This is a genomic window from Sphingobacterium pedocola, from assembly GCF_015209965.1.
Lineage (GTDB): Bacteria > Bacteroidota > Bacteroidia > Sphingobacteriales > Sphingobacteriaceae > Sphingobacterium > Sphingobacterium pedocola.
Genome location: NZ_MU158689.1, coordinates 849,635 through 873,909 on the forward strand (window position 1 = coordinate 849,635; position 24,275 = coordinate 873,909).

Here is a 24,275-nt window from a genome sequence, read left to right on the forward strand (position 1 = left end):
AAGTCAATAAGTTAATTTTCCAATAAAAAGGTATTCATTTGTTTATTGAAAGCTAGGGGATCTTCCACATTGGGAAGATGTCCACAATTCTCCAATTCGGTAAATTGTGATCCTTTTATTTTTTCATGCATTATTTCCATTGGTTCTCTAGGTGTAATTTTATCTAGAGATCCTCGAAGGAGTAAAGTCGGGACATTTATCTTTTTCAATACCTCCGATGTATCTGTGCGTGCAGCGAGTGCCAGGAGGGTAGCACATATATTGTTCACCGTATTGCGTCGGATACTACTTTTAATCATTTCAACAGCTTCTGGTTGCTTTTCAATACTCTCTTTGGCAAAGAGGTTGTCGATAAAGCCGATGGCAAAAGGCCTCCGCCCATGTTGTAAAACAGATTGTATGGTATCGAAGCGTTTCTGTTTTCCGGCGTTGTCGTCTGCAAGATGATGGGTGTCAGATAATATCAATCCTGTGATTTTTTCAGGAAACAATTCGTAAGCACGAAGGGCGATGTACCCACCCATTGAGATCCCACATAATGTCACATTATGCAGGTCTAGTTTCTCTATAAATACTTTGAGGTCTTTAGCAAATACGTCAATACTAAAAAATCCATGACCACTTGTTGTCAGTCCATGTCCTCTTATATCTACTGCAATACCAGTGATGTTGTCTTCCAAGGATTCGAGTTGATCTTTCCACATATTTTTATTAAAAGGAAATCCATGAAGAAAAATAATTGTCTTCTCATTCTTCTCGGTTGCCTTTTTTATATAGTAAGAGATGCTGATGTCACCAATTCGGATCTTATTTGTACGCATTATACGTTCTGTCATAAAAATAATAAATATAAATATATTGATATCAACAATATAGCGAAAAGATTGTTTTTAAACGATTAAAAAAGCGAAAAATAATTTGCAAAATTTAAAAAAGTGTCGATATTTGCATCACTAAAACCAATATATAGTATTGGTTTCAAATAAAATGCTGCGCTCATAGCTTAATTGGATAGAGCACCTGACTACGGATCAGGAGGTTAGGGGTTCGACTCCCTTTGAGCGCACATTATTTCTTTCCAAAACGCAATTATCCAACTTTTATCTTCTCTCGTTATCGCAACTATCTGATAGCACACATTATTATAATGAATTCCAAAATGTAAAAAAAAGTTTGCGATAAACTATATAAATCTCTATATTTGCATCACCAAAACAGAAAAGGCTGTTAGTCATGAAGTGATGGTTGCCGCGCTCATAGCTTAATTGGATAGAGCACCTGACTACGGATCAGGAGGTTAGGGGTTCGACTCCCTTTGAGCGCACTTATTCACTGAAAAGCCTAATTCTTTAAAACGGATTAGGCTTTTATTTTTGTCATAATATAACAACTAAAACTTATGCTAAACCTTGTGTTATTCGGGCCTCCAGGGGCAGGAAAGGGTACTCAATCGGAAAAACTTATTGAAAAATACCAATTGGTTCATGTTTCTACCGGAGATATTTTTCGTTCGCATATCAAGAATCAAACAAGTTTGGGACAGCAGGTAAGTCAAATTATAGCTGAAGGCAATTTAGTTCCTGATTCTATAACTATAGCCATGTTGGAAGAGGAGGTAAAGAATAATCCAAATGCTAAAGGATTTATTTTCGATGGCTTTCCTCGTACCGTAGCTCAGGCAGAAGCTTTAGATAAGTTCCTAGCAGATAATAACACAGCAATTAGTGGAGTTATCGCATTGGACGTAACTGAAGAAGAATTGACGCAACGTATTGCGAAGCGTCAAGAGATATCGGGAAGGGCAGATGATGCTGCTGATAAACTCAAAAAACGTATTGAAGAATATTTTAGTAAAACTATTCATGTATTACCTTATTACGAAGAGCAAGGTAAATTATCTAAAGTGAATGGAATTGGTGAGGTAGAAATTATTTTCGCTGAATTATCAGCTGTTATTGATAAATATAGTGCTTAATTTTTAATTAGTATGGCGCAAGGCTCGAATTTTGTTGATTATGTGAAAGTGTGTTGTCGTTCGGGACATGGAGGAGCCGGCTCTGCGCATTTGCACCGTGATAAGCATACTGCGAAAGGCGGTCCTGATGGCGGAGATGGGGGGCGCGGTGGACATATTATTCTCAAAGGTTCCTCTCAACACTGGACCTTATTACACTTAAAATACAGAAAGCATATTATTGCCTCAGATGGTGAACGTGGCGGCGCTGCCTTACGCTCTGGAGCGACTGGGGCTGATGAAATTTTAGAAGTTCCGTTAGGTACTGTGGCTAAAGATGCCGAAACCGGTGAAGTTCTTTTTGAGATTACAGGCGATGGTGAAACGCAAATCCTAACCCCAGGAGGGAAGGGGGGATTAGGCAATTGGCATTTTAAATCCGCAACCCAACAAACGCCTCGACATGCACAGCCTGGTATACCCGGTAAGGAACATTGGGTCATTCTTGAATTAAAAGTGCTAGCCGATGTCGGGCTCGTTGGTTTCCCTAATGCGGGGAAGTCGACATTACTATCGGTAGTATCTGCTGCTAAACCTGAAATTGCAAATTATCCGTTTACAACCTTGGTCCCCAATCTTGGTATCGTCGGTTACAGAGACAGTAAATCTTTCGTAATGGCAGACATTCCAGGAATTATCGAAGGTGCGTCTCAAGGAAAAGGTTTGGGATATCGTTTCCTAAGGCATATCGAGCGAAATTCTGTTCTTCTATTCATGGTGCCAGCTGATACGGATCGTACGATTGAAGAAGAATATAATATCCTTTTGAATGAGTTGACGACCTATAATCGCGAACTGTTAGATAAGCCGCGTTTATTGGCTGTTACTAAATCGGATATGTTGGATGAAGAATTAGAAAATGATATGAAGATGCAGCTTCCTTCTCATATTCCATATATATTTATTTCCGCTGTGGCGAGTAGAAATATTCAAGAGTTAAAGGATATGCTTTGGAAAGCCATTAACTCTTGGGAGGGTTAGTATAAAATTGTGCTATATTAAATATATTAAAGGCTAATTAAGTAAATGATTAGCCTTTAAATTTCTTGTATATTCTACTTATTCGTTTACTACGCCCATTTTGCTGAATTTATCAATACGTTCAACAACTAACGTGTCGGAATCTTTTGCTTTAAGAATAGTTAAATCGCTTAAAATTTTATCTTTTACGTTTTGAGCAGCAATTGATGGGCTTTGGTGGGCACCACCTAATGGCTCAGCAATGATGCCGTCAATTAATCCGTTGCCCAGCATGTCTTTTGCGGTAAGTTTTAGCGATTCAGCAGCTTTCTCCTTTTGGTCCCAACTGCGATATAGGATAGAAGAACAGGATTCTGGAGAAATAACGGAATACCAAGTATTGTCCATCATGTAGACGCGATCACCAATGCCGATCCCTAAAGCACCACCTGATGCTCCTTCGCCGATTACGATACAGATTATGGGAACTTTTAATACGGACATTTCCAGGAGATTTCGTGCAATAGCTTCTCCTTGTCCTCTTTCTTCTGCTTCTATGCCTGGATAAGCACCCATGGTATCAATTAGCGTGATAACGGGTTTGTTGAACTTTTCGGCCATTTTCATCAAACGCAACGCTTTACGGTACCCTTCCGGGTTCGCCATACCGAAGTTGCGGTATTGTCTTTCTTTTGTGTTTTTACCTTTTTGATGCCCGATTACCATAACGGATTGGCCACCGATGGAAGCAAAACCACCTACTATTGCCTTGTCATCCTTGACAGTGCGGTCGCCGTGTAATTCAATAAAATCGTCACAAATCATTTCGATGTAATCGAAAGTTTGCGGACGTTCCGGATGGCGAGACATCTGAACCTTTTGCCAACCAGACATATTATTATAGATATCTTGTTTGGTTATTTCCAATTTTTCTTCTAACTCACGTACAGTTGCGCTCATGTCCACTTTCGTTTTCTCGGCTACCTGCTGTACTTTTTCTATCTGTGTTTGCAAATCTGCAATTGGTTTTTCAAAATCAAATGTTGTTTCCATATAAAAAGCTCGTTCACTTTAAGCTAGCTAAGTTAGTGTATTTTTGTCTATTTTAAAATATTTACGCGCTAAAAAGCGGCCCCAATAGAAGGCAGAATCTCGTCTAAAAACAATTCTAGTTAAGTTTGAATGAATAATCAGAAATTTTTAAGCTACGTTCTAAATAAATTTGCTAGTTTAGCGCGTTATGTTTTTCGTATGGTGAATAAAGAAAATAAGAATAAAATACCGGTTTCGTTTATTTTAAAAATTATGGTAGTTATTCTGTTAATAGGTTCCCATTTACTATTTGAGAACAAGATTAGCGATAACAAATGGCTTACCCAAGTCATCAAAGGTTTGAGCACCTTTCTGGTTCCCAGTATTTTACTCTCGGTCTCCCGTTTTATTGTGATTGCATTATATAACGCGCAACACGCGAATAAGGCGGTACGGGGGAATTTTGTATTGGGAATTAATCGCCTTACAGCGGTCATCAATGCCATATTTGCGATTATCGCGATCATGATTGCATTGGGAATAAATCCCATTGAGTTTGTCACCAGCTTAACCATCGTAGCGATGGCAATTGCAGTCTTATTCCGGGATTATATCACGAATCTAATCAGTGGATTATTTATTATGTTTTCCGAACAACTTTCCGTAGGCGATCGTATTAAGATAGGCGATCATAAGGGGCGAATAGTTGATATTACCTTTGCAAATATCATTGTGCAGAATGAAGAGGACGATATTGTAATGGTACCCAATAACTTGGTTTTTACCAATCCTACTGTTAACCTATCAGCTCATCGTTCTAATTTATTTACCGTCAAATTCGAACTCCCGTTATATGCTGCTACAGAAATAGATAAACTGGAACAAGAAGTACAGGCTGTTACATTGAATCATCCAAATTTGGCAAAGGATAGCGATATGATACTGAATGTCGAGGAAATAGGGAAGGATTTTGTACGCTATAAAATTGAACTACACGCCGTAAGCAGCAGCAATCGCTTGCATAAACAATTGGAAAATGAGCTTTTGCGACAGATTCTTATTTTTGAAAGAACGTTGATTAAATCTTCCTAACTTTAATTGTTTTTACAAAGTGTCGGGAACCTTTTTCTAAAATTAGGTCTGCGCGATATTTGGTTGGTAAAATATTATCCTGAAGATTTGGAAGATTAATTTCGTTCCATATTTGATTGGCCATTTGAATACTTTCCTCTCGAGATAAATTTGCGTACTTGTGGAAATACGATAAAGGATCTTGGAAAGCTGTGGCGCGTAAAGATTCGAACCGATTGATATACCAATTCACAATATCCTTTTCTGCTGCATCTACATAAATAGCGTAATCAAAAAAGTCAGATACGAACACTCCAGGCCCTTGTGTACGTTGCGAATTGACTTGTAATACATTTATCCCCTCTACAATCAGAATGTCGGGGTTTTGTATCTTTTGTTTTTCACGCTCCAGTATATCGTATTCCATATGGGAATATACAGGTACAGCCACCGATTTTTCTCCTGATTTCATGGACGAGAGAAAATTTAATAGACTTTTTGTGTCGTAGCTTTCTGGAAAACCTTTTCTATTCAATAGATTACGTTCGATAAGAACTTTGTTGGGGTATAAAAAGCCATCAGTGGTTACCAATTCAACTTTAGGTTTACTTGATAACAAGGATAATACTTTTTTTAATACGCGAGCAGTTGTACTTTTTCCTACAGCCACCGAACCGGCTATACCAATGATGAAGGGTAACTTTTGTTGAGTCCGTTGAAAGAAGTTATTGTTATTGTCGCGGAGTGTTGTATAGTTGTTGATATGTAGCTCCAAAAGGTGGGCTAGGGGAAAATATACCTCTTCAATCTCCTGAATATTCAGCGGTTCATTTAGCGCATGTAATCGGTCAATATCTTGAGCAATTAGGGTATGATTAAAATGTCCGTTCAGACTCTTCCACTCTTCCCTTTTGAAGGTTTGATAAGGGTTACTGAACGTTTGCTCACTGATAGGTGTCATAAAAGTATGCGTTGATATTAAAATTTCGCCAAACTTAGATAAAATGCTTTGCATTCACAAGCCAAACATAGTGCGCTCGTGCACACGATTGAAGACATGCACAAATGCATAACTTAACCTTGTGTAATGCGCGCAATAATCATATCATATTGCTTTCTATGGTGATGGGATTGGTCAAAATATTGTGAATTGGACATTTGTCTGCAATTTTATAAATACGTTGTTTTTGTTCGGGAGTAAGGTGGCCTGAAAGTGTGATGTGACAACGGATGTAAGTGGTCTGCTGTTGTTCACTTTTCTTCACTTCCGAGGATAACCGCACTTCTACTTTGTCTAACGGCCACTTTTTTCGATCGGCGTACATCCGCATCGTCATGGCCTTGCATGTTCCTAGCGAAGAGAGCAATAGTGGGGTAGGCGAGAAACCTTGATCTTTACCACCTAACTCCTCGGGTTCATCAGCAATGATCGTGTGCTTATCAAATTTGATCTCGGTTGTGTATTTTTCTTTTCCGATTGTAACATGTACTTCTTTCGTCATATTATTATAAATTGTCGTCTAAAAGGCCTTCAATGATTAGTGATCCTGTTCCCGGGTTTGTAGCTAGCGGCACATTATATAGATCGCAGATTCGCATCAACATCTGGATATCAGGTTCGTGCGGATGCTTACCCAGGGGATCCCTGAAAAATATTATCCCATCAATTTTGCCTTCAGCAGCTAGCGCCGCTATTTGGGCATCGCCGCCTTTAGGGCCACTTAATTTGAGCTCCACTGCGAGGCCTGTTTGCTGGATATAAGATCCGGTCGTACCCGTAGCGACGAGCTTCGCTTTACGTAAATATTCGATATGGTCTTTTACAAAACCCACCATTTCTGCTTTTTTGCCATCGTGAGCAATCAGTGCAATTGTTTTCATCTATTTATTTATTAATCAGTTTTAGCTTTTTTATGTGTCGATATTATTCTATACCGGTTTCATTTTGTATAAATTAGGTTGGTTAACCAAAGAATATATATGCTAAAAATATTGCAGCTATCAATCCTACCAAGTCAGCTATTAGACCACACGTCAGTGCATATTTTGTGTTCTTAATGCCTACCGAACCAAAATATACCGCTAATACATAAAAAGTGGTTTCCGAAGATCCTTGAATAATACTGGCCAGTCTCCCTTGAAAGGAGTCTACACCGTAGGTGTCCATAACATCAATCATTAAACCTCTAGCTCCGCCTCCGCTAAGCGTCTTCATGAATCCAACCGGTAGGGTAGGAACAAACCGCGTGTCTAATCCGAAATACGAAACTACCGAGCCAATCCCGTTTACAACATAATCCATACATCCTGTCGTTCTAAAAGCCGAGATTGCAACCAGAATAGCTATCAGAAATGGAATAATCATTACGGAGGTTTTAAAGCCTTCTTTGGCACCTTCTATAAAGGAGTCATATACATTGATCTTTTTTGCTGCAGCGTATGTAATAAACAATACGATAATAGAAAAGATGAGTAACCCCCCAATTAAGCCGGTTATTTTTTGAATTTCTTCGGGAGGTAAACCGTTAAGTCCGAAGTATAGCAAACACATCAATCCGACAAAGAATCCCAAAAAAACAAGAATAGGAAGTTTAAACAGGTTAATCTTCTGGTAAGCCGCTACGGCTATCATACCCGATACAAAGGATATAAATGTGCCAATGAGCGACGGGATAAAAATGTCTGCGGGATTTTCGGCCCCTGCAGCCATACGTAATGCAATAACAGAAGTAGGTATCAGTGTGATGCCGGCTGTATTCAATACCAAAAACATAATTTGGGCATTCGTCGCCGTATCTTTATCCGGGTTAATATCATGCATTTCCTTCATGGCTTTTAAGCCCAATGGAGTTGCAGCATTATCTAAGCCCAACATGTTTGCAGAAAAGTTCATAATGATAGAACCATTTGCCGGATGGCTTTTTGGAATTCCAGGAAATAGCTTACTGAAAAAAGGACTAACACCTTTGGCGAATAAGGTAATCATGCCCGCTTGTTCGCCAACCTTCATAATACCCAACCAAAAGGTCATAATACCAATAAGCCCTATTGATAATTCCGCACCCGTTTTTGCACTATCAAATATACCGTTGACCACTGCAGAGAAAATTTCTGTATCACCAAAAAATAAGAGCTTTACGAGTGCGACAACAAAAGATATAATAAAGAAGCCTACCCAAACGTAATTTAATGCCATATGGTTGTTTGTTTGCGTAAATGTAGTATTTAAGAAGGATTCTTCCAAAAGTGAACATTCCTGAGATAAAGAAATGCGTTGTGAAAATTATTCCAGTTCGGTATTCAGTGTTTTTAATATAGCACTGGCTTTCAGTTTACATTCGTTGTATTCCTTTTCAGGGTCTGCTTCTATGGTCAATGCACCCCCCGTATGAAAAGAAAGATATTTGGAGCTTTTATTATACAGAATGGTGCGAATAATTACATTAAAATCAAAATCGCCATTAGAAGAAAAATAACCAACAGCGCCAGCATATACACCTCTGCGGCTTATTTCATATTGATCGCATAGACGCATGGCGCTAATTTTAGGAGCTCCTGTCATCGATCCAGCAGGAAAGGTGTCTTTAATGACCTGAATATCAGATTTTGCATGGTCAATTTTACAAGTAATAGTCGAAATCAATTGATGAACCTGCTTAAAGGTATGTACCTGTGGTCTCTTTTCCGCAGCTACTGTGCCTGGTAATGCACTTCGTGTTAAATCATTGCGTACGAGATCGACTATCATTACATTTTCGGCAATTTCTTTCGGATTGTTTTCCAGCGCATGGATAATCTCCAAATCTTCATGTAGGGTATTCCCTCGCGCCGCAGTACCTTTGATGGGCTGTGATATTAGTATATCACCTCTCTTGGCTAAGAAACGTTCTGGCGATGCCGATAAAATGTATTTGTCATTTGCTTTGAAAAAAGTAGAAAAGGGGGTAGGAGAGACAGCATTGAGCCGCGTGTAAACAGCTAATGGATCTAATTCAACGTTTTCGGCATAAAACTCCTGGCATAAGTTTACCTCGTAAATATCCCCTCGTTTGATATGATCCATCATCCGATGGAAAGCATTGAAATAAGCTTCTTTTGAAAATCGCTTTTTTATTTTCTTCTTAAAGTCAATAATGGAATCAGTGGCAGAATAATGAGCTATCGATTCGTAGATTTGAGACGGTTTTTCAGCTTCTATTTCAATACAAGTGCCGATAAATTTAATAAGGACCTTTGGGATAAAGAAATATGCATCTGCAAAACCTACTGGATTGGGAAAGGAAGTCTCTAGTGATTCAATCTCGTTCTTAAGATCATAACTGAAAAAGCCAAACATCCAACTACTGGAATGTTTGGCTTTAAAAATTGTTAATTTCTCAAAGGTCGTATGGCTATCACTTTCGAAGATTTCGGACGCATCTACAGCAAGTATTGCGTCAATTGATGCATAGTCATCCTTATAATCATTAGATTGAAGGAAGCATGCTTGTTCAAACTGTTGCGCCCATTGTAACGCCTTCGCCTGGAAAATGTTTCTATTTACCTCATAAGTGGCTTTAGCCATAGTATAATTAGAGCTCTATAGTTTGAATGCGGTCAGGACCTACAGACAAATATTTGATAGGAACTTCTAGCGCTTTTTCTAAGTATGCAATGTAATTTGCTAATGCTGTTGGAATTTCATCTTTGCTACGGATGCCTGTTAAATCTTGATTCCATCCTTCGATTTCTTCGAGAACTGGTTCTGCTGTATGGGTGATAATCTCATAAGGCATATAATCAATTACCTCACCGTTATATTTGTAGTGTGTACATGCGTAGATTTTATCAAATGTATCCAACACATCTGCTTTCATCATGATTAACTCGGTTACACCATTTAACATGATAGCATATTTCAATGCTGGGATATCAATCCATCCTGTACGGCGTGCGCGACCGGTAGTCGCACCAAATTCGTGTCCCAATTGACGTAATCTCTCACCGGTTTCGTCATCCAACTCGGTTGGAAAGGGGCCACCGCCAACGCGTGTCGCATAGGCTTTGAAGATGCCATATACTTCCCCAATTTTATTTGGAGCAATCCCCAATCCGGTACAAGCTCCAGCAGTGGTCGTATTGGATGAGGTTACAAAAGGATAGGAACCAAAGTCGACATCCAGCAGTGTGCCTTGAGCACCTTCTGCTAAGACCTTTTTACCGTCCTTTAAATATTTATTCACCAAATGCTCTGAATCTACATGTGGAATAGCTTTGATGAATTCAATGGCGTTTAAGAAAGCCTCTTCTTTTTCAGAGAAATCAGGTATTTCACCGTAATGAGCAAGAATTGAAAGGTGTTTCTCTTTTAATTTTTCATAACGTTCTTGGAAGTCGGGAAGTGTGGTGTCACCTACACGTAATCCGTTACGGCCCGTTTTGTCCATATAGGTGGGGCCAATGCCTTTTAACGTTGAACCGATTTTGCCTGCGCCCATTTTGGATTCGGATGCCGCATCCAATAATTGATGAGTGGGCAAGATCAAATGTGCCTTGCGTGCAAGTACCAAATTACCTTTACCAACTGGATCGAAACCCGCAGTTTTCAGATTGTCTAATTCTCTTTTTAGAATAATGGGATCTATGACGACACCATTACCGATTAGATTTAGGATTCCCTCATTGAAAATTCCCGATGGGATCGTGTTCAAAACAAATTTTTTGTTGTCAAACTCCAATGTGTGTCCGGCATTAGGACCGCCTTGAAAGCGAGCGATTAAATCGTACTTTGGACAGAAAACGTCCACGATTTTTCCTTTACCCTCGTCGCCCCATTGTAGGCCCAATAGCACATCAACTTGCATAGTTTTTTTATATTGAGATTAATATTGAATGTATATTTCGTTTCTATTAAAAATAAAATGTTCAGAAATTGCTTTTCCAATTTCTGAACAAATTTAGTATATTATACGTTGGATTCGGAATTAATTTTAAATTACTTCCGCATGGATTTTTGGGTTGGTCTGCACTTCCTTATTTCTGCAATCTTCACATACACCATATAGATTTAGCGAGTGGTGCTTGATTTCAAACTTCAATAGCTCACCCATCATACTTTGGATTTGGTGAATACGTGGGTCACAGAATTCTACCACTTTATTACATTCTATGCAGATAATATGATCGTGTTGTTTATAGCCGTAAGACTTCTCAAATTGTGCCATATTCCGGCCGAACTGATGTTTGGTAACAAGGTCACAAGATACTAAAAGCTCTAATGTGTTGTAAACAGTGGCTCGGCTCACACGATATTTTTTATTTTTCATGTGGATATACAAGGACTCCACATCGAAATGGTCTGTTCTTGAATAGATCTCCTCCAAAATAGCATATCGCTCTGGAGTCTTCCTTAAATTTTTGTTTTCTAAGTAAGCTTCAAAAATTTTTTTGACTGTTCCGTAATTTTCAGCTTGATTCATAGTTTTTATTACTCCTGAACAAATTTACCAATTTCTAATCTATTTTTTGCATTAATATAAAATCTGATATTTAAATGATTAATTTTCAGATTCGTATCGTGTTACGCTCGTGATTCCTGTTACCTGCTTTAAATGTTTAATCAGATTGTCTAATTGCTCCGTATTGTTAACATGCACCATGATGTTTCCTTCAAAAATACCTTCGTTACTGGATATGGATAAGGATCGGATATTTACTTTAAATTCTTGTGAGATAACGGTTGTAAGTTGATTAACAAGCCCCACATCATCGATACCGATAATCCGTATCCCAGTTAAAAAGGCAGTATCGTGCTGGGAAGATGCCCATTTTGCTTTCAATATTCGATAGCCATAGTTCGCCATTAATTTGGACGCGTTTGGACATGATGTGCGATGGATTTTTATGCCATCATTTACCGTTAGAAAACCAAAAATGTCATCTCCAGGGATGGGATTGCAACAAGGTGCCAATGTATAATCTATCTTCTGATAGTCATCACCAATTAAGATCGTGTCAACATCTTTTTTGTTGATTTTCTCAACTAACCCTGAAATATGAGATGCAAACTGATTACTTGTCACCTCAGGTAATTTTTCATTCGCTACATACTCTCTCAAATTCTTGATGTCGATGACGCCTTTCGCAACGTTATAGAATAACTCTTGGGAACTGGGGAACTTGAAATAATTGGCGATCTTATTGATATTGTCTGTGTTGTAAGTGATTTTTAAGGATTTTAGTTTGCGCTCTAATGTTTCTTTGCCATCTTCCGCAACACGTCTTTTTTCTTCCTTTAGTGAAGACCTGATCTTGCCCTTTGCTTTTGCCGTAATAACAAAATTTAACCAATCTTCTTTTGGTGTTTGTTTGCTGGACGTGATAATTTCAACTTGGTCACCATTTTGCAAAGGGTGGCTAAGTGGCACTAATTTATGGTTCACTTTCGCTCCAATACAGGTTGCCCCGATATCGGAGTGTATCTCAAAAGCAAAGTCTAAAGCTGTTGCCCCATTCGGTAATTGAATCAATGTGCCTTTCGGTGTAAAAATGAATATCTCATCAGAGAAGAGGTTCATCTTAAAATCATCCAGAAAATCCAGTGCATTTGGCTCGGGATTACCTAGAACGTCTCTTACTTTTTGAATCCATTGATCCAATCCATTATCGGAATTAGATTCTTTGTACTTCCAGTGTGCGGCAAATCCTTTTTCAGCAATTTCGTTCATTCTCCTGGTACGGATCTGTACTTCCACCCATTGTCCCCTAGGGCCCATTACTGTGGTGTGTAGGGATTCGTATCCATTCCCTTTAGGTGAAGATACCCAATCGCGTAAACGGTCTGGATTTGGACGGTAAAGATCTGTAATGATGGAGTAAACCTTCCAACATTCTGTTTTTTCCTTATCAATATCGGTATCTATGATGACGCGAATGGCAAATAAATCGTATACCTCCTCAAAGGGAATCGATTTTTTACGCATTTTGTTCCAGATGGAATGAATTGATTTTGGTCGACCAAACACATTTGCAGTGATGCCCTGTTCTATCAATATTTCTTTTACCGGAGCAATAAAATCAGCAACGAATTTTTCTCTTTCTGCCTTTTTTTCATTTAATTTTTTGGCGATAAACTTATACGTGTCCGGGTCCGTATATTTCATGGAGAGGTCTTCCAGCTCCGATTTAATCGCGTAAAGTCCCAATCGGTGAGCTAAGGGGGCGTATAGATAGCTTGTCTCCGAGGCAATCTTCAATTGTTTGTGACGCGCCATAAACTCCATTGTACGCATGTTGTGCAGGCGATCGGCAAGCTTGATGAGGATCACGCGTACATCATCGGCTAGGGTCAAGAGCATTTTTCGAAAATTTTCTGCCTGAATGGAGCTATTGGGATCAAATACGCCTGCAATTTTTGTTAAGCCATCAATAATCCGCGCTACTTTTTTTCCAAATTGATCTTCTATGTCGCGGAGTGTCATACTGGTGTCTTCCACCACGTCATGCAATAATGAACATACGATAGAAGTGGTTCCTAAGCCAATTTCTTCTGCAGCAATTTGGGCGACAGCAATAGGATGGTATATATAAGGTTCGCCGGATTTTCTGCGCATTTCTTTATGGCTTTCCAGCGCCAAGTCGAAAGCTTTTCTAATCTCTTGCTTATCTCCTTTTTGTAAGGTAGGTTTGCACGCTCTTAATAAAGCTCTATATCTTTTACGAATTTCTTTGTTTTCCGCCTCAATATCAATCACATATTCTTCCATAAAAACTATTTCTTTTTTTCGTAATATCAGTGAATTTTACTAATTTTATTTAATGGTTTGAAGATAAGCTTTTGGGACTTATTATTAAACAGATAAAATTAAGAAATTTTAGTTTAATTTAAAAGGGTTTTCGCTGTTTTTGTTGATGAAAACCTGCATGAGCTTCCCCGAAAAAACAAAACTAGTAGAGACAGCTTATGCAAGCTTCGTCGCCATTGACAACATTTATTCTGATGAAAAAATGCGTATATGCACAGCTTTTAATTGGTTACCTAGTTTTCGGTTCAGATAGCTACGGGCAGTCTTTGACTTTACCCCATTATGGTGCAGGTACACCCGAAATAGTCGAATTTTATACCACGACTAAGTTGGAATCTGGTGAAATTGTACCGTGGTTTCCAATCGAAGAGGTGGTAATTGTGGCTAATCGGATCTGGAAAAATGAAGAGCAACGTCAGAACTATTTTAGATTGAAAAGAAATGTAGTGCGGGTACTTCCATACGCGATATACGCGCAAAAAAGATATGAGAAACTGGATAGAGATCTTGCTTTGGCTAATTCTAAAAAAGAAGAAAGAAGATTAATAAAAGCCTGCGAGGATGAGATAAAACAGAAAATAAATTCTGAAGTTAAAAATTTATCTATTTATCAGGGTAAAATTTTGATTAAGTTAATAGAAAGGCAGACAGGTAATACCAGCTACGATCTAGTAAAAGATATGAAAGGGGGAGTGACCGCCTTTGTTTACCAGGGAGTCGCCCGGGTATTCGGTCACAATTTAAAAACCACTTTTGATCCTAAAGAGGACTTTGAAATAGAAAATATCATTCGCGAATATGAACGTGTAAGACCGATCAGCAATCCATATCAATAGCAGATAAATGAAGACGATCTACGATTATAAAGTCCAGGAGTTCTCCGGTAATGAAAAATCTTTACATGATTATACAGGGAAGGTAGTACTCATTGTAAATACTGCGAGCAGGTGTTACTTTAGAAAGCAATTTCAAACCCTGGAAAAACTTTATCTTAAGTACAAAGGGCAAGGGTTTGAGATCTTGGCATTTCCCTCCAATGATTTTCTGAACCAAGAACCGCGAACAGGGGTTAATCTGGAAACTTACTGCCGTCTGCAGCAACAAATCTCTTTTCCTGTTTTCAAACGTATACATGTTAAAGGGGATTACGTTCACCCCTTGTATAAATTCCTACAGACAAAAGAATTAAACGGGAATATTAATGTGAGACCTTTTTGGAATTTTCATAAGTATCTAATTAACAAGAATGGAGAAGTTGTAGACTACTATTACGCGTTTACAGATCCCCTTTCCAACAAAATACAAAACCGCATCGAACATTTGCTTTCCCAGTAAATTGTCGGAATTCTGTACCTTTGTACAAACAATAATAACATGAGATTAGACTTGATGGTGATGACTGTACATCCAGACGATGCTGAATTGGGCGCCGGAGGTACAATCGCTAAATATGTTACAGAAGGAAAAAAAGTGGGTATTATAGATCTTACCCGCGGAGAATTAGGCACAAGGGGCACTGCAATTACGCGAGCGCAGGAGGCCAGCGCAGCGGCAGAAATTTTAGGTGTAGAGTTGCGGGAAAACTTGGAGCTGCGAGACGGTTTTTTCTTAAACGAAGAAATTTCTCAATTAGCTATTATCCGTATAATACGAAAGTACCGTCCGGAGGTGATTATTACAAACGCTTGGGATGACCGTCATCCTGACCATGGTAGAGCAAGCAAATTGGTCAACGATGCTGTTTTTTTATCCGGTCTTCGACGCGTAGAGACAGAGTTAGACGGCGTGACTCAAGAGGCTTTCCGACCGAGGTTACAGCTACAGCTTATTCAAGATAAATATATCCAGCCCCACGTGATCTTAGATATATCCGATTACTGGGACATCAAAGAAAAATCAATTTTAGCGTATAAAACGCAGTTTAACGCTTCATCTGATGATGATGGTCCACAGACATATATTTCGAACCCGGATTTTATGGAATATACTAGGGGGAGAGCTAGGGAACTTGGTCGAAATATACAGGTGAAATATGGCGAAGGGTTTACAGCCCGAAAATTGTTGGGTGTACAAGACTTGTTTGATCTTATTTAAAGTAATTTCTGATTGCGTCCTCGTCTTTTTTAATCTGATGTTGGAGGTCTTCTAAATTGTCAAATCGCTCATCGTGGCGTACAAAATGCAAGAACTTAATGCGTAATGTTTTTGAATAAAGATCATCTTTAAAGTCCAATAGATTCACTTCAATTTTACGGTTCATGCCATCTACGGTAGGTCTTGTGCCAATATAGCACATGCCTTTTGCCAAGGCAATAGGTTCGGGATGTATGTAATCTCCCGGGCCTATCGAAGGAACCTTCGGATAGATTTCCACCTCTACGGCGTAAATACCATAAGCGGGAATAAGTTTATGCCCTTCATGTACATGTAAATTGGCTGTAGGAAAACCGATCTGCCGGCCGATTTGATCACCTCTTACAATCGTGCCCGTCAATTCAAATGGATATCCCAGATATCTGTTGGCTGTATCTACATCACCTTTAATAAGTGCTTCACGAATGCGGGTAGACGAGACGGCTACATAATCAATATCCTGTTCAGGAATTTGGTCTACACCGAAATCGAATATTTCGGAAAAGAGGACTAAGTCTTCGATAGAACCAGTTCTATTCTTTCCGAAATGGTGGTCATAGCCAATGATGATTTTTTTTGTACCTAATTTTTCAACTAACACATTTCGAATATATTCCTCTGGATTTTGATTGGAAAAATCGCGCGTAAATGGAGTAATAATTAAATGGTCTAATCCTGCTAATGCGAGACGATGTGTTTTTTCCTCAATATCATTAATCAATTTCAAAGCCTCATCATCAGGGTTAATGATTAATCTGGGGTGTGGAAAAAAGGTCAAAAGAACAGATTCTCCGTCGTTTTCTCTCGCGCAATCTACCAATTTTTTTAAAATCTTTTGATGCCCAACATGGACGCCGTCGAAGGTGCCTATGGTTACGATCGCATTCGCTAACGTATTGAATTCTTCAAGATTCCTGTATATTTTCATCTATAAATTACTTTTTAAAGGTGATGCTTACCCGCCCCCCAGAGGGAAGACATGAGCTACTTTTTATGTCCTTTTTTGGATTGCAGCTCATGCAGGTTTCATTTATAAAGGCCTTTTCTCAATTACGGTACTTTTTTGTACTCTTATCGTTTGAATTAAATCTTCTAAATTCCAAGCGTTATCTACATGAAATTCGCCACTCATGGTACGACGTAAAGCGGAGAGGTGAGCGCCGTTTTGTAGCGCTTTTCCAAAATCATGCGCGATAGAGCGTATATAAGTTCCCTTCGAACACTTAATCTTGAAGAAGATCAACGGAAGTTCTATTTTCTCGATCTCAAACTCTTGTATAGATACTTTGCGGGATTTCATTTCAACTTCCTCTCCCCGTCGTGCCTTTTCGTACAGACGTTCTCCATTAATTTTAATCGCAGAATGAGCCGGTGGAAATTGATCTAGCTCTCCGACAAAAGATCGAGCTACTTCTTTTATCTGATCTTCTGTGAGGTGTTCGATATCAAATGTTTGATCGATTTCTGTTTCCAAATCATACGAGGGAGTAGTCGCTCCTAACGTAATTGTACCGGTATATTCCTTGTTTTCTGCCTGAAACAAATCAATTTTTTTAGTGAATTTTCCAGTGCAAATAATTAATAACCCGGTTGCTAGAGGATCTAAGGTGCCGGCATGTCCCACTTTTAATTTAAGGGGCTTCATGGTATTTCGTAGTTTACCTACCACATCGAAACTTGTCCAGGTCAATGGTTTATCGACCAATAGTACCTCTCCCTCAGCGAAGGAGAAAGTAGATTTGTTTTTTTCTTCTTGAATGTTCTCCATTAAATCACTTGTAAGCTATGTCCGCTAAGCAGCATAACTATAATAATCATTCCCAACACAATCCTATACCATCCAAAAGCCTTGAAACCATATTTTGTCAGGATATCGATGAATGTTTTAATCGCCACGATGGCCACGATAAAACCCACGACATTCCCAATGATAAGTAAGTTGATTTCCTCATTACTTATCGTATTGCCATCTTTAAAAAAACTGTAAAGCTTAACCAACGAAGCGCCAAGCATCATAGGTATCGCTAAAAAAAACGAAAATTCCGCTGCGGCCTTACGTGTCAATTTTTGTGTCATACCACCCACAATGGTACTTGCTGATCTCGAGGTACCTGGAATCAGCGCTAAACATTGGTAACAGCCAATAATGAAGGCCTGTTTGAATGAAATATCATCCGAGTCGGCAATCTGTGGTTTGTTAAACCATTTATCAACAAAGAGCAAAATAATTCCGCCTATAACCAGTGTAAATCCTACCATTAAGGGGCTTTCCAAAAACGAATCAATAGCATCATTGAATACGAAGCCTAAAATAGAGGCGGGAATAGCTGCCGCAACCAATTTATAATAAAAGTCTAACGATTTAAAAAAACGTTTCCAGTACAATACCAGTACGGAAAGTATTGTGCCTAATTGGATGAAGATTGTGAAAAGTTTTACAAAATTCGAAGGTTCCAAACCCATTAGGGCTGTACCGATAATCATATGTCCAGTAGAGGATACAGGTAGAAATTCTGTTAATCCTTCAATAATGGCTAAAATAATAGCCTCTAAATAACTCATTCCTCTTAATTGTCTTTGTTCTTCGGTTTGTATAAAATTGCAACAAATCCAATTGCAAATCCAATAATAACAACTAAAGGAGCCAGGGTAATTTTTGTAAAGCTATAGATATCGTCTGTTCCCATCATGAACAAGAAACCTAACGCAACAATCAGGATACTGGCCACAAATAAAATATAGTTAATTTTTTGAAATACAAATCCGCTGTATTTCTTTTCATTACTAGGCATCGTGTTTTTTAAAGCCATTTTTAATTTTTATAGAGGTTAACGGTACAAACTATGTGATTTGGCGCGTAAGTATTTCGTTACTGCAAAATAAGTACTTAAGCCTGAAATTAATATTCCCAATATAACGACGATTAGAAAGATTGCGCCGAATTCGTACCAATTTCGTAAGAAAACTAACTCCGGAATCTGTTTTTGAGCAAATTGTAACGTGAAAAGCAATAGCAAAATTGCAATCAGTGCTCCGATAAGACCGTGGATAACGCCATATAGGATATAAGGTTTGCGGATGAAATTTTTCGTCGCACCTATTAACTGCATACTTTTGATTAAAAAACGCTGCGAATATATGGCCAATCGAATCGTGTTATTAATCAAAGCAATAGCTATAATCAAAAGTATTACGGTAAAAGCGAGTACAACAATTCCGATTATCCGGATGTTCTTATTGACCATATCAATAAGGGATTCTTGATATACAACTTCTTTGACACGGCTGCTTTTTGATATTTTCTCTATGAACGGCTGAATACTATCTGTATTTGCATATTGTTCTTTCATGTAGATGTCCACCGAATGTAGTAGCGGATTGTGTCCAAGATATTCTACAAAGTCTTCACCTAAATCTTCCTTGAGATTCTTCGCAGCTAGCTCTTTACTCACGTATTCGGTGCGCAATACATACGGATCCTTTTCAAAATCCTTTTGGAGAGAAAGTACATCGCCTTCGTTTACATTATCGTTTACAATAACATTTAAGACAATGTTCTCTTTTACATATTTGGACAAGTTCTTTGCGTGCACAAGTATAAGTCCTAGTAAACCAGTCATTAATAAAACTAATGCAATACTGATCACAGTGGAAATATATACAGATTTTGTTTTTTTACGTGGTGAGCCTTGTTCTATTACTGACATAAAGCTTTAAAATATTTGATGCGAAAGTAATTAATAAAGATGATTTTTTGAGTATTAAATGTAATATCTTCAAATTCAAACTTAATAAACATCGACGAAAGTTTGATGTCTCTTAAGTTTTAACAACGAATATCCGAATTTATTGTCTAGAATAAAAAACTTTTATACTGTTTTTGTTCTAAAATCGCTAATTTCGCAACTCTTATACAATTCTTACTTAGGAAGATGGATTACAATCACAGATCAATTGAACAAAAGTGGCAGACATTTTGGGCCCAAAATCAAACGTTTAAAACAGCTGAATCGACTGATAAGCCGAAATATTACGTTTTGGACATGTTTCCCTATCCTTCGGGAGCTGGACTACATGTTGGCCATCCACTAGGATACATAGCTTCTGATATTTTTTCCAGGTATAAGCGATTAAAAGGATTTAATGTATTACATCCAATGGGCTATGATTCCTTTGGGCTACCTGCAGAACAATACGCGATTCAAACCGGGCAACATCCGGCCATTACGACAGAAGTGAATATCAATCGCTATCGGGAACAGTTAGATAACATTGGTTTTTCTTACGATTGGTCGCGTGAAGTGCGGACATCCAACCCCGATTATTATCGGTGGACGCAATGGATCTTCATCCAATTGTTTAACTCCTGGTATAACAAGGACGCTGATAAATCTGAGTCTATAGATACATTGATTAACAGGTTCAAAAGCGAAGGTTCTCAAGGTGTTAGCGCCGAATCAGATGAAGATATTTCGATCTTTACGGCGGAAGAATGGAATGCATTTCCCGAAGAGGACCAGCAGAGAGAGCTATTAAAATATAGATTAGCCTATCTACGCGAAAGTACAGTAAATTGGTGTGCGGCTCTAGGTACGGTATTAGCCAATGACGAAGTCATCAATGGTGTTTCCGAACGAGGTGGATACCCTGTCGAACAAAAGAAGATGATGCAATGGTCTATGCGCATTACGGCCTATGCCGATCGGTTGTTGCGCGGTCTGGATACTGTGGATTGGCCGGATCCGCTAGTAGAGATGCAACGTAATTGGATAGGTAAATCTGTGGGGGCATCTGTGATTTTCCCCCTTACCCCCAAAGGGGGAATTGAGGTATTTACTACGCGGGTAGATACACTCTTTGGTGTTTCTTTCGTTGTTTTGGCTCCAGAGCATGAATTGGTAGATGCATTGACGACAGAAGCTCAGCGCTCTGCCGTGGCATCTTATCTAGCGAAAACAGCTAAGAAATCGGAGCTCGAACGCATGGCAGATACGAAAACAGTATCAGGTGTATTTACAGGATCCTACGCAAGACACCCGATTACCGGTGACGACGTCCAAATTTGGATAGCGGATTATGTTTTAGCAGGATACGGAACGGGTGCTGTGATGGCAGTTCCTTCTGGAGATCAGCGCGATTACGTGTTCGCTAAACACTTCAATTTACCTATTATTCCAATCTCTGATTCCCAGAATATTGAAGAACAAGCCGATCCAACTAAAGACGGCAGATATATTAATTCTGATTTCATCAACGGAATGACCTATCAAGAGGCTGTATCGGCAGTAATTGCGAAGTTGGAAGCATTGAAGCTAGGGAAGGCAAAAGTCAATTTTCGGATGCGCGATGCGATCTTTGGCCGGCAGCGTTATTGGGGAGAACCTGTTCCTGTTTATTTTAAAAATGGAATACCTTATTTAATAAAAGAAGAAGAGTTGCCTTTGTTACTCCCCGAAGTAGATAAATATCTTCCCACTGAGACGGGAGAACCTCCTTTGGCGCGCGCTGAAGGGTGGAAATATCAAGACCAATACGAGTACGAGCTAAGTACCATGCCAGGTTGGGCAGGCTCTTCGTGGTATTGGTTCCGCTATATGGATCCTCAAAATCAAGATATATTTGTTTCCAAAGAAGCTGTTGATTATTGGAAGGCCGTTGATTTATATATCGGTGGTTCTGAGCATGCTACGGGTCACTTGTTGTACTCGCGCTTTTGGAACAAGGTTTTAAAAGATTTAGGTTTCCATCAAGAAGAAGAGCCCTTTAAAAAGTTAATTAACCAAGGTATGATTCAAGGTCGTTCGAACTTTGTATACCGTGTTTTGGATGACGAAGGAAAAGGAACAAATCAATTTGTTTCATTGGGACTAAGAGATCAATATAATACTGTCCCCTTGCATGTCGATGTAAACATCGTTTTTAATGATGTGTTAGACACCGAAAAATTCAAAACGTTCCGTTCTGATTTTGCAGATGCTGAGTTCATCTTGGAAAACGATAAATACATCTGCGGAACCGAGGTGGAGAAAATGTCGAAATCCAAGTTCAATGTTGTCAATCCAGATGATATTATTGAAACATATGGAGCAGATACGTTGCGTTTGTACGAGATGTTTTTAGGTCCGTTGGAGCAGGCAAAGCCTTGGAATACAAACGGTATAGAAGGCGTATATAAATTCTTACGTAAAGTATGGCGGCTATTTCATGATGCGGAAGGTAATTTCAGCGTGTCTGATGAGGAGCCTACAAAGGCAGAGTATAAGGCGTTACACAAGATCATCAAAAAGGTCGAAGACGATATCGAACGATTTTCGTTCAATACCTCTGTCTCTGCATTCATGATCTGTGTAAATGAACTCACCGAGTTGAAATGTAATAAACGGCGCATCCTGCAAGATTTGATCATCGTATTGGAATCGTATGCACCGCATATCACGGAGGAGCTTTGGATATTGCTTGGCAATCAGGCAGGAACGATTTCTTATGCTGTTTATCCCAAATTCAATCCCGATTATCTAGTCGAATCTGAGTTTGCATATCCGGTGTCTATAAATGGTAAGATGAAATTAAATCTATCCTTAGCATTGGATTTAGATGCTAAAGCTGTTGAAGAGATCGTTATCGGTAACGCCGATGTTCAACGTTATCTAGACGGCAAGGCTGTGAAAAAGCTAATTTTTGTGAAGGGTAAAATTATTAACATTGTCGTGTAAAAGGCACTCACCCAGAATAAACGAAGACCGGACTCTACAATCCGGTCTTTTGTTTTATAATCCATTTAGATGTAAATCAAATGTTTTCTAAATGTCATTACCACCGCGAATAAGGTTCGATCTAAAACAATATTTGGATTTGGCTTAAAAATTGATTATATTAAGTCGACAACGAAAAATATATATGATTAGAAAAAAGAAAGAGAAAAAAACCGCATTGGAGAGAAATCCATTTTTGTACTACGTTACAAACGTAGGTTTCATTGAACCGATGAAAGAAGAAGATCAGAAAATTAGAGAAACGTTAGCGATACGTTAACTTTCTCAAAAAACTTGAAACAATTTAGATATGCTTTTCAACACGAAAGCATTTTTTTTATTTTATGCGCCCTCCAATTATTTTCTAACAAACGTGCTATCGCTTAATGTTTTAATAAATGAAATAATATCTTGTTTTTCCTGTTCGGTTAATGGTATTCTATTGCCGTTTTCTTTTAATATGGGGTCAAGATTATCGGCATCTAAAACACCATTATCAAAATAATCCAAAACAGCCCGTAATGTCGGAAACTGGCCAAAACTGCCGTACGGTGCGGTGTATTCTACATTTCTTAGAGAGGGCACCCGAAAACGCATAAAATCTGCAGCTATTCCCGTTACCCTGGCACGCCCCGCCTCCTCCGCGCTGGGATTCAAAGGAAAACCTACATTTCTGAAACTTTGGTCTGTAAACAATTCTGTGCTGTGACAGCTCGCACATTTAATTTTAAACGTCTGATAACCCCGTTCTTCATTTTCTGTAAATGTCTCTCCTTTGTCTCGTTTTACTCTATCATACTTACTGTTGGCGGAGATCAGTGTATATTCATATTGGGCAATACTTCGGTAAATTCTGTCAGGGGTAATGTCTTCATCACCAAAAGCTTTTCTGAACAAATCCTTGTATTCGTACTCATCTCTAATTTTTCTAATGACTTCCAAAATCGAAGAGTTCATCTCTTCGTGTGTAATGATGGGAACTAACGGTTGTTTTTCCAATTGAAGAATATTTCCATCCCAATTATAAAATTTCATAAATGCCAAATTTTGAATCGGGGGAGTATTCCGGAGTCCGACCCTGCCATTGATTCCTATGGCTTGAATATTATTATCGGCGAATGCCTTTGACCGATTGTGGCAACTCGCGCAAGAAATCGTATTATTTCCGCTGAATCTTTTTTCGTGAAATAGTTTTTTACCTAGTTCCGCACCGTATCTCGTGGGCTTATTTCCGTTTACCGAACCGTTCAATGGTGGAAAACCATGAGGTATGCCCAGTGGAATCTCCGGGTTGTCATAAGGTATTTGCTCAGAGACATCGTCTCTGCTACAGGATAGGAGCACCAAAAAAAAGGATATAATTACGAGTACTTGTCTCATGTGTCAAAAATAGTTTGGAAGAACCTTCATATGCTTGGGCTTATGCACTCACTCATCAATACGTTAGAAAGGGTTCTTGAATGGAAAGCATACACATCTAGAAGAAAGAGCCACCATTGCTTTTAAATTTTTAGGTGGCTCTTAGTTTAA

Annotated in this window: 24 protein-coding genes and 2 tRNA genes; 10 read left to right on the plus strand and 16 right to left on the minus strand. The window is 38.7% G+C overall.

What is annotated here, in order from left to right; all coding sequences use genetic code 11:
• Window positions 1–11: 11 nt before the first annotated feature.
• The gene (locus C4F40_RS03540) at window positions 12–836 is read right to left on the minus strand and encodes an alpha/beta fold hydrolase (protein WP_196937990.1); all 825 of its coding nucleotides are present in this window, start codon (window positions 834–836) and stop codon (window positions 12–14) included.
• Window positions 837–992: 156 nt separating this feature from the next.
• Here C4F40_RS03540 and C4F40_RS03545 point away from each other — a divergent pair.
• From C4F40_RS03545 to obgE, 4 genes are all read left to right on the plus strand, one after another.
• Window positions 993–1,066, plus strand: a tRNA-Arg gene (locus C4F40_RS03545).
• A gap of 184 nt (window positions 1,067–1,250) precedes the next feature.
• Window positions 1,251–1,324, plus strand: a tRNA-Arg gene (locus tag C4F40_RS03550).
• A 75-nt stretch (window positions 1,325–1,399) separates the two neighbouring features.
• Window positions 1,400–1,975 (plus strand): adenylate kinase, encoded by a 576-nt coding sequence (locus tag C4F40_RS03555; RefSeq protein ID WP_196937991.1) that lies wholly within the window; start codon window positions 1,400–1,402, stop codon window positions 1,973–1,975.
• Window positions 1,976–1,987: 12 nt separating this feature from the next.
• Window positions 1,988–2,995: a GTPase ObgE gene (gene obgE, locus C4F40_RS03560; RefSeq protein WP_196937992.1), complete on the plus strand. Its 1,008-nt coding sequence runs from the start codon at window positions 1,988–1,990 to the stop codon at window positions 2,993–2,995.
• A gap of 78 nt (window positions 2,996–3,073) precedes the next feature.
• On the opposite strand, the gene C4F40_RS03565 is transcribed toward obgE, so the two are convergent.
• Window positions 3,074–4,027, minus strand: a complete 954-nt coding sequence (locus tag C4F40_RS03565) for an acetyl-CoA carboxylase carboxyltransferase subunit alpha (RefSeq protein ID WP_196937993.1) — start codon at window positions 4,025–4,027, stop codon at window positions 3,074–3,076.
• 252 nt (window positions 4,028–4,279) lie between these two features.
• Between C4F40_RS03565 and C4F40_RS03570 the strand changes: the two genes are divergently transcribed.
• On the plus strand, window positions 4,280–5,098 hold the full coding sequence (locus C4F40_RS03570) for a mechanosensitive ion channel family protein (RefSeq protein ID WP_231389903.1): 819 nt from the start codon (window positions 4,280–4,282) through the stop codon (window positions 5,096–5,098).
• On the opposite strand, the gene coaA is transcribed toward C4F40_RS03570, so the two are convergent.
• From coaA to C4F40_RS03610, 8 genes are all read right to left on the minus strand, one after another.
• Window positions 5,085–6,038, minus strand: coding sequence for a type I pantothenate kinase (gene coaA, locus C4F40_RS03575; RefSeq protein WP_196937995.1), 954 nt, complete (start codon window positions 6,036–6,038; stop codon window positions 5,085–5,087). The two genes, C4F40_RS03570 and coaA, sit on opposite strands and share 14 nt — an antisense overlap.
• A gap of 139 nt (window positions 6,039–6,177) precedes the next feature.
• Entirely contained in the window at window positions 6,178–6,579 is a 402-nt protein-coding gene (locus C4F40_RS03580; protein ID WP_196937996.1) for an OsmC family protein, read from the minus strand.
• Between the two features lie 4 nt (window positions 6,580–6,583).
• A complete protein-coding gene (locus C4F40_RS03585; RefSeq protein ID WP_136899688.1) occupies window positions 6,584–6,958 on the minus strand; it encodes a methylglyoxal synthase in 375 nt (124 codons plus the stop codon).
• Window positions 6,959–7,040: 82 nt separating this feature from the next.
• Window positions 7,041–8,273, minus strand: coding sequence for a nucleoside recognition domain-containing protein (locus C4F40_RS03590; protein ID WP_196937997.1), 1,233 nt, complete (start codon window positions 8,271–8,273; stop codon window positions 7,041–7,043).
• Window positions 8,274–8,360: 87 nt separating this feature from the next.
• Window positions 8,361–9,641 (minus strand): anthranilate synthase component I family protein, encoded by a 1,281-nt coding sequence (locus C4F40_RS03595; protein ID WP_196937998.1) that lies wholly within the window; start codon window positions 9,639–9,641, stop codon window positions 8,361–8,363.
• A 7-nt stretch (window positions 9,642–9,648) separates the two neighbouring features.
• Entirely contained in the window at window positions 9,649–10,920 is a 1,272-nt protein-coding gene (locus C4F40_RS03600) for an adenylosuccinate synthase (protein ID WP_196937999.1), read from the minus strand.
• Between the two features lie 126 nt (window positions 10,921–11,046).
• Window positions 11,047–11,535 carry a Fur family transcriptional regulator gene (locus C4F40_RS03605; protein ID WP_196938000.1) on the minus strand — a complete coding sequence of 163 codons (489 nt, stop codon included), beginning with the start codon at window positions 11,533–11,535 and terminating at the stop codon, window positions 11,047–11,049.
• Between the two features lie 78 nt (window positions 11,536–11,613).
• Window positions 11,614–13,821, minus strand: coding sequence for a RelA/SpoT family protein (locus C4F40_RS03610; protein WP_196938001.1), 2,208 nt, complete (start codon window positions 13,819–13,821; stop codon window positions 11,614–11,616).
• Between the two features lie 233 nt (window positions 13,822–14,054).
• On the opposite strand from C4F40_RS03610, the gene C4F40_RS03615 reads away from it, so the two are divergent.
• From C4F40_RS03615 to bshB1, 3 genes are read left to right on the plus strand one after another with little or no spacing between them, the layout of a single operon-like run.
• Window positions 14,055–14,696, plus strand: coding sequence for a DUF4294 domain-containing protein (locus C4F40_RS03615; protein WP_196938002.1), 642 nt, complete (start codon window positions 14,055–14,057; stop codon window positions 14,694–14,696).
• Window positions 14,697–14,703: 7 nt separating this feature from the next.
• On the plus strand, window positions 14,704–15,195 hold the full coding sequence (locus C4F40_RS03620) for a glutathione peroxidase (RefSeq protein ID WP_196938003.1): 492 nt from the start codon (window positions 14,704–14,706) through the stop codon (window positions 15,193–15,195).
• A gap of 39 nt (window positions 15,196–15,234) precedes the next feature.
• Window positions 15,235–15,954: a bacillithiol biosynthesis deacetylase BshB1 gene (gene bshB1 / locus C4F40_RS03625; RefSeq protein WP_196938004.1), complete on the plus strand. Its 720-nt coding sequence runs from the start codon at window positions 15,235–15,237 to the stop codon at window positions 15,952–15,954.
• On the opposite strand, the gene C4F40_RS03630 is transcribed toward bshB1, so the two are convergent.
• From C4F40_RS03630 to C4F40_RS03650, 5 genes are all read right to left on the minus strand, one after another.
• Window positions 15,947–16,921: a bifunctional riboflavin kinase/FAD synthetase gene (locus C4F40_RS03630; protein WP_196938005.1), complete on the minus strand. Its 975-nt coding sequence runs from the start codon at window positions 16,919–16,921 to the stop codon at window positions 15,947–15,949. The genes bshB1 and C4F40_RS03630 overlap by 8 nt on opposite strands.
• Window positions 16,922–17,023: 102 nt before the next feature.
• Entirely contained in the window at window positions 17,024–17,761 is a 738-nt protein-coding gene (truB, locus tag C4F40_RS03635) for a tRNA pseudouridine(55) synthase TruB (protein WP_196938006.1), read from the minus strand.
• Window positions 17,761–18,555, minus strand: a complete 795-nt coding sequence (locus C4F40_RS03640) for an undecaprenyl-diphosphate phosphatase (RefSeq protein ID WP_196938007.1) — start codon at window positions 18,553–18,555, stop codon at window positions 17,761–17,763. The genes truB and C4F40_RS03640 overlap by 1 nt, the downstream gene beginning before the upstream one ends.
• 5 nt (window positions 18,556–18,560) lie before the next feature.
• Entirely contained in the window at window positions 18,561–18,803 is a 243-nt protein-coding gene (locus tag C4F40_RS03645) for a DUF3098 domain-containing protein (RefSeq protein ID WP_196938008.1), read from the minus strand.
• Window positions 18,804–18,821: 18 nt separating this feature from the next.
• A complete protein-coding gene (locus C4F40_RS03650; RefSeq protein WP_196938009.1) occupies window positions 18,822–19,700 on the minus strand; it encodes a cell division protein FtsX in 879 nt (292 codons plus the stop codon).
• Between the two features lie 225 nt (window positions 19,701–19,925).
• Between C4F40_RS03650 and leuS the strand changes: the two genes are divergently transcribed.
• Both leuS and C4F40_RS21650 read left to right on the plus strand, forming a co-directional pair.
• Window positions 19,926–22,706: a leucine--tRNA ligase gene (leuS, locus tag C4F40_RS03655; RefSeq protein WP_196938010.1), complete on the plus strand. Its 2,781-nt coding sequence runs from the start codon at window positions 19,926–19,928 to the stop codon at window positions 22,704–22,706.
• Window positions 22,707–22,890: 184 nt separating this feature from the next.
• Window positions 22,891–23,025 (plus strand): hypothetical protein, encoded by a 135-nt coding sequence (locus tag C4F40_RS21650; protein ID WP_262894804.1) that lies wholly within the window; start codon window positions 22,891–22,893, stop codon window positions 23,023–23,025.
• Window positions 23,026–23,102: 77 nt separating this feature from the next.
• Here the strand turns inward: C4F40_RS21650 and C4F40_RS03660 are convergent, their stop codons facing one another.
• The gene (locus tag C4F40_RS03660) at window positions 23,103–24,125 is read right to left on the minus strand and encodes a cytochrome-c peroxidase (RefSeq protein WP_196938011.1); all 1,023 of its coding nucleotides are present in this window, start codon (window positions 24,123–24,125) and stop codon (window positions 23,103–23,105) included.
• Window positions 24,126–24,275: the final 150 nt, after the last annotated feature.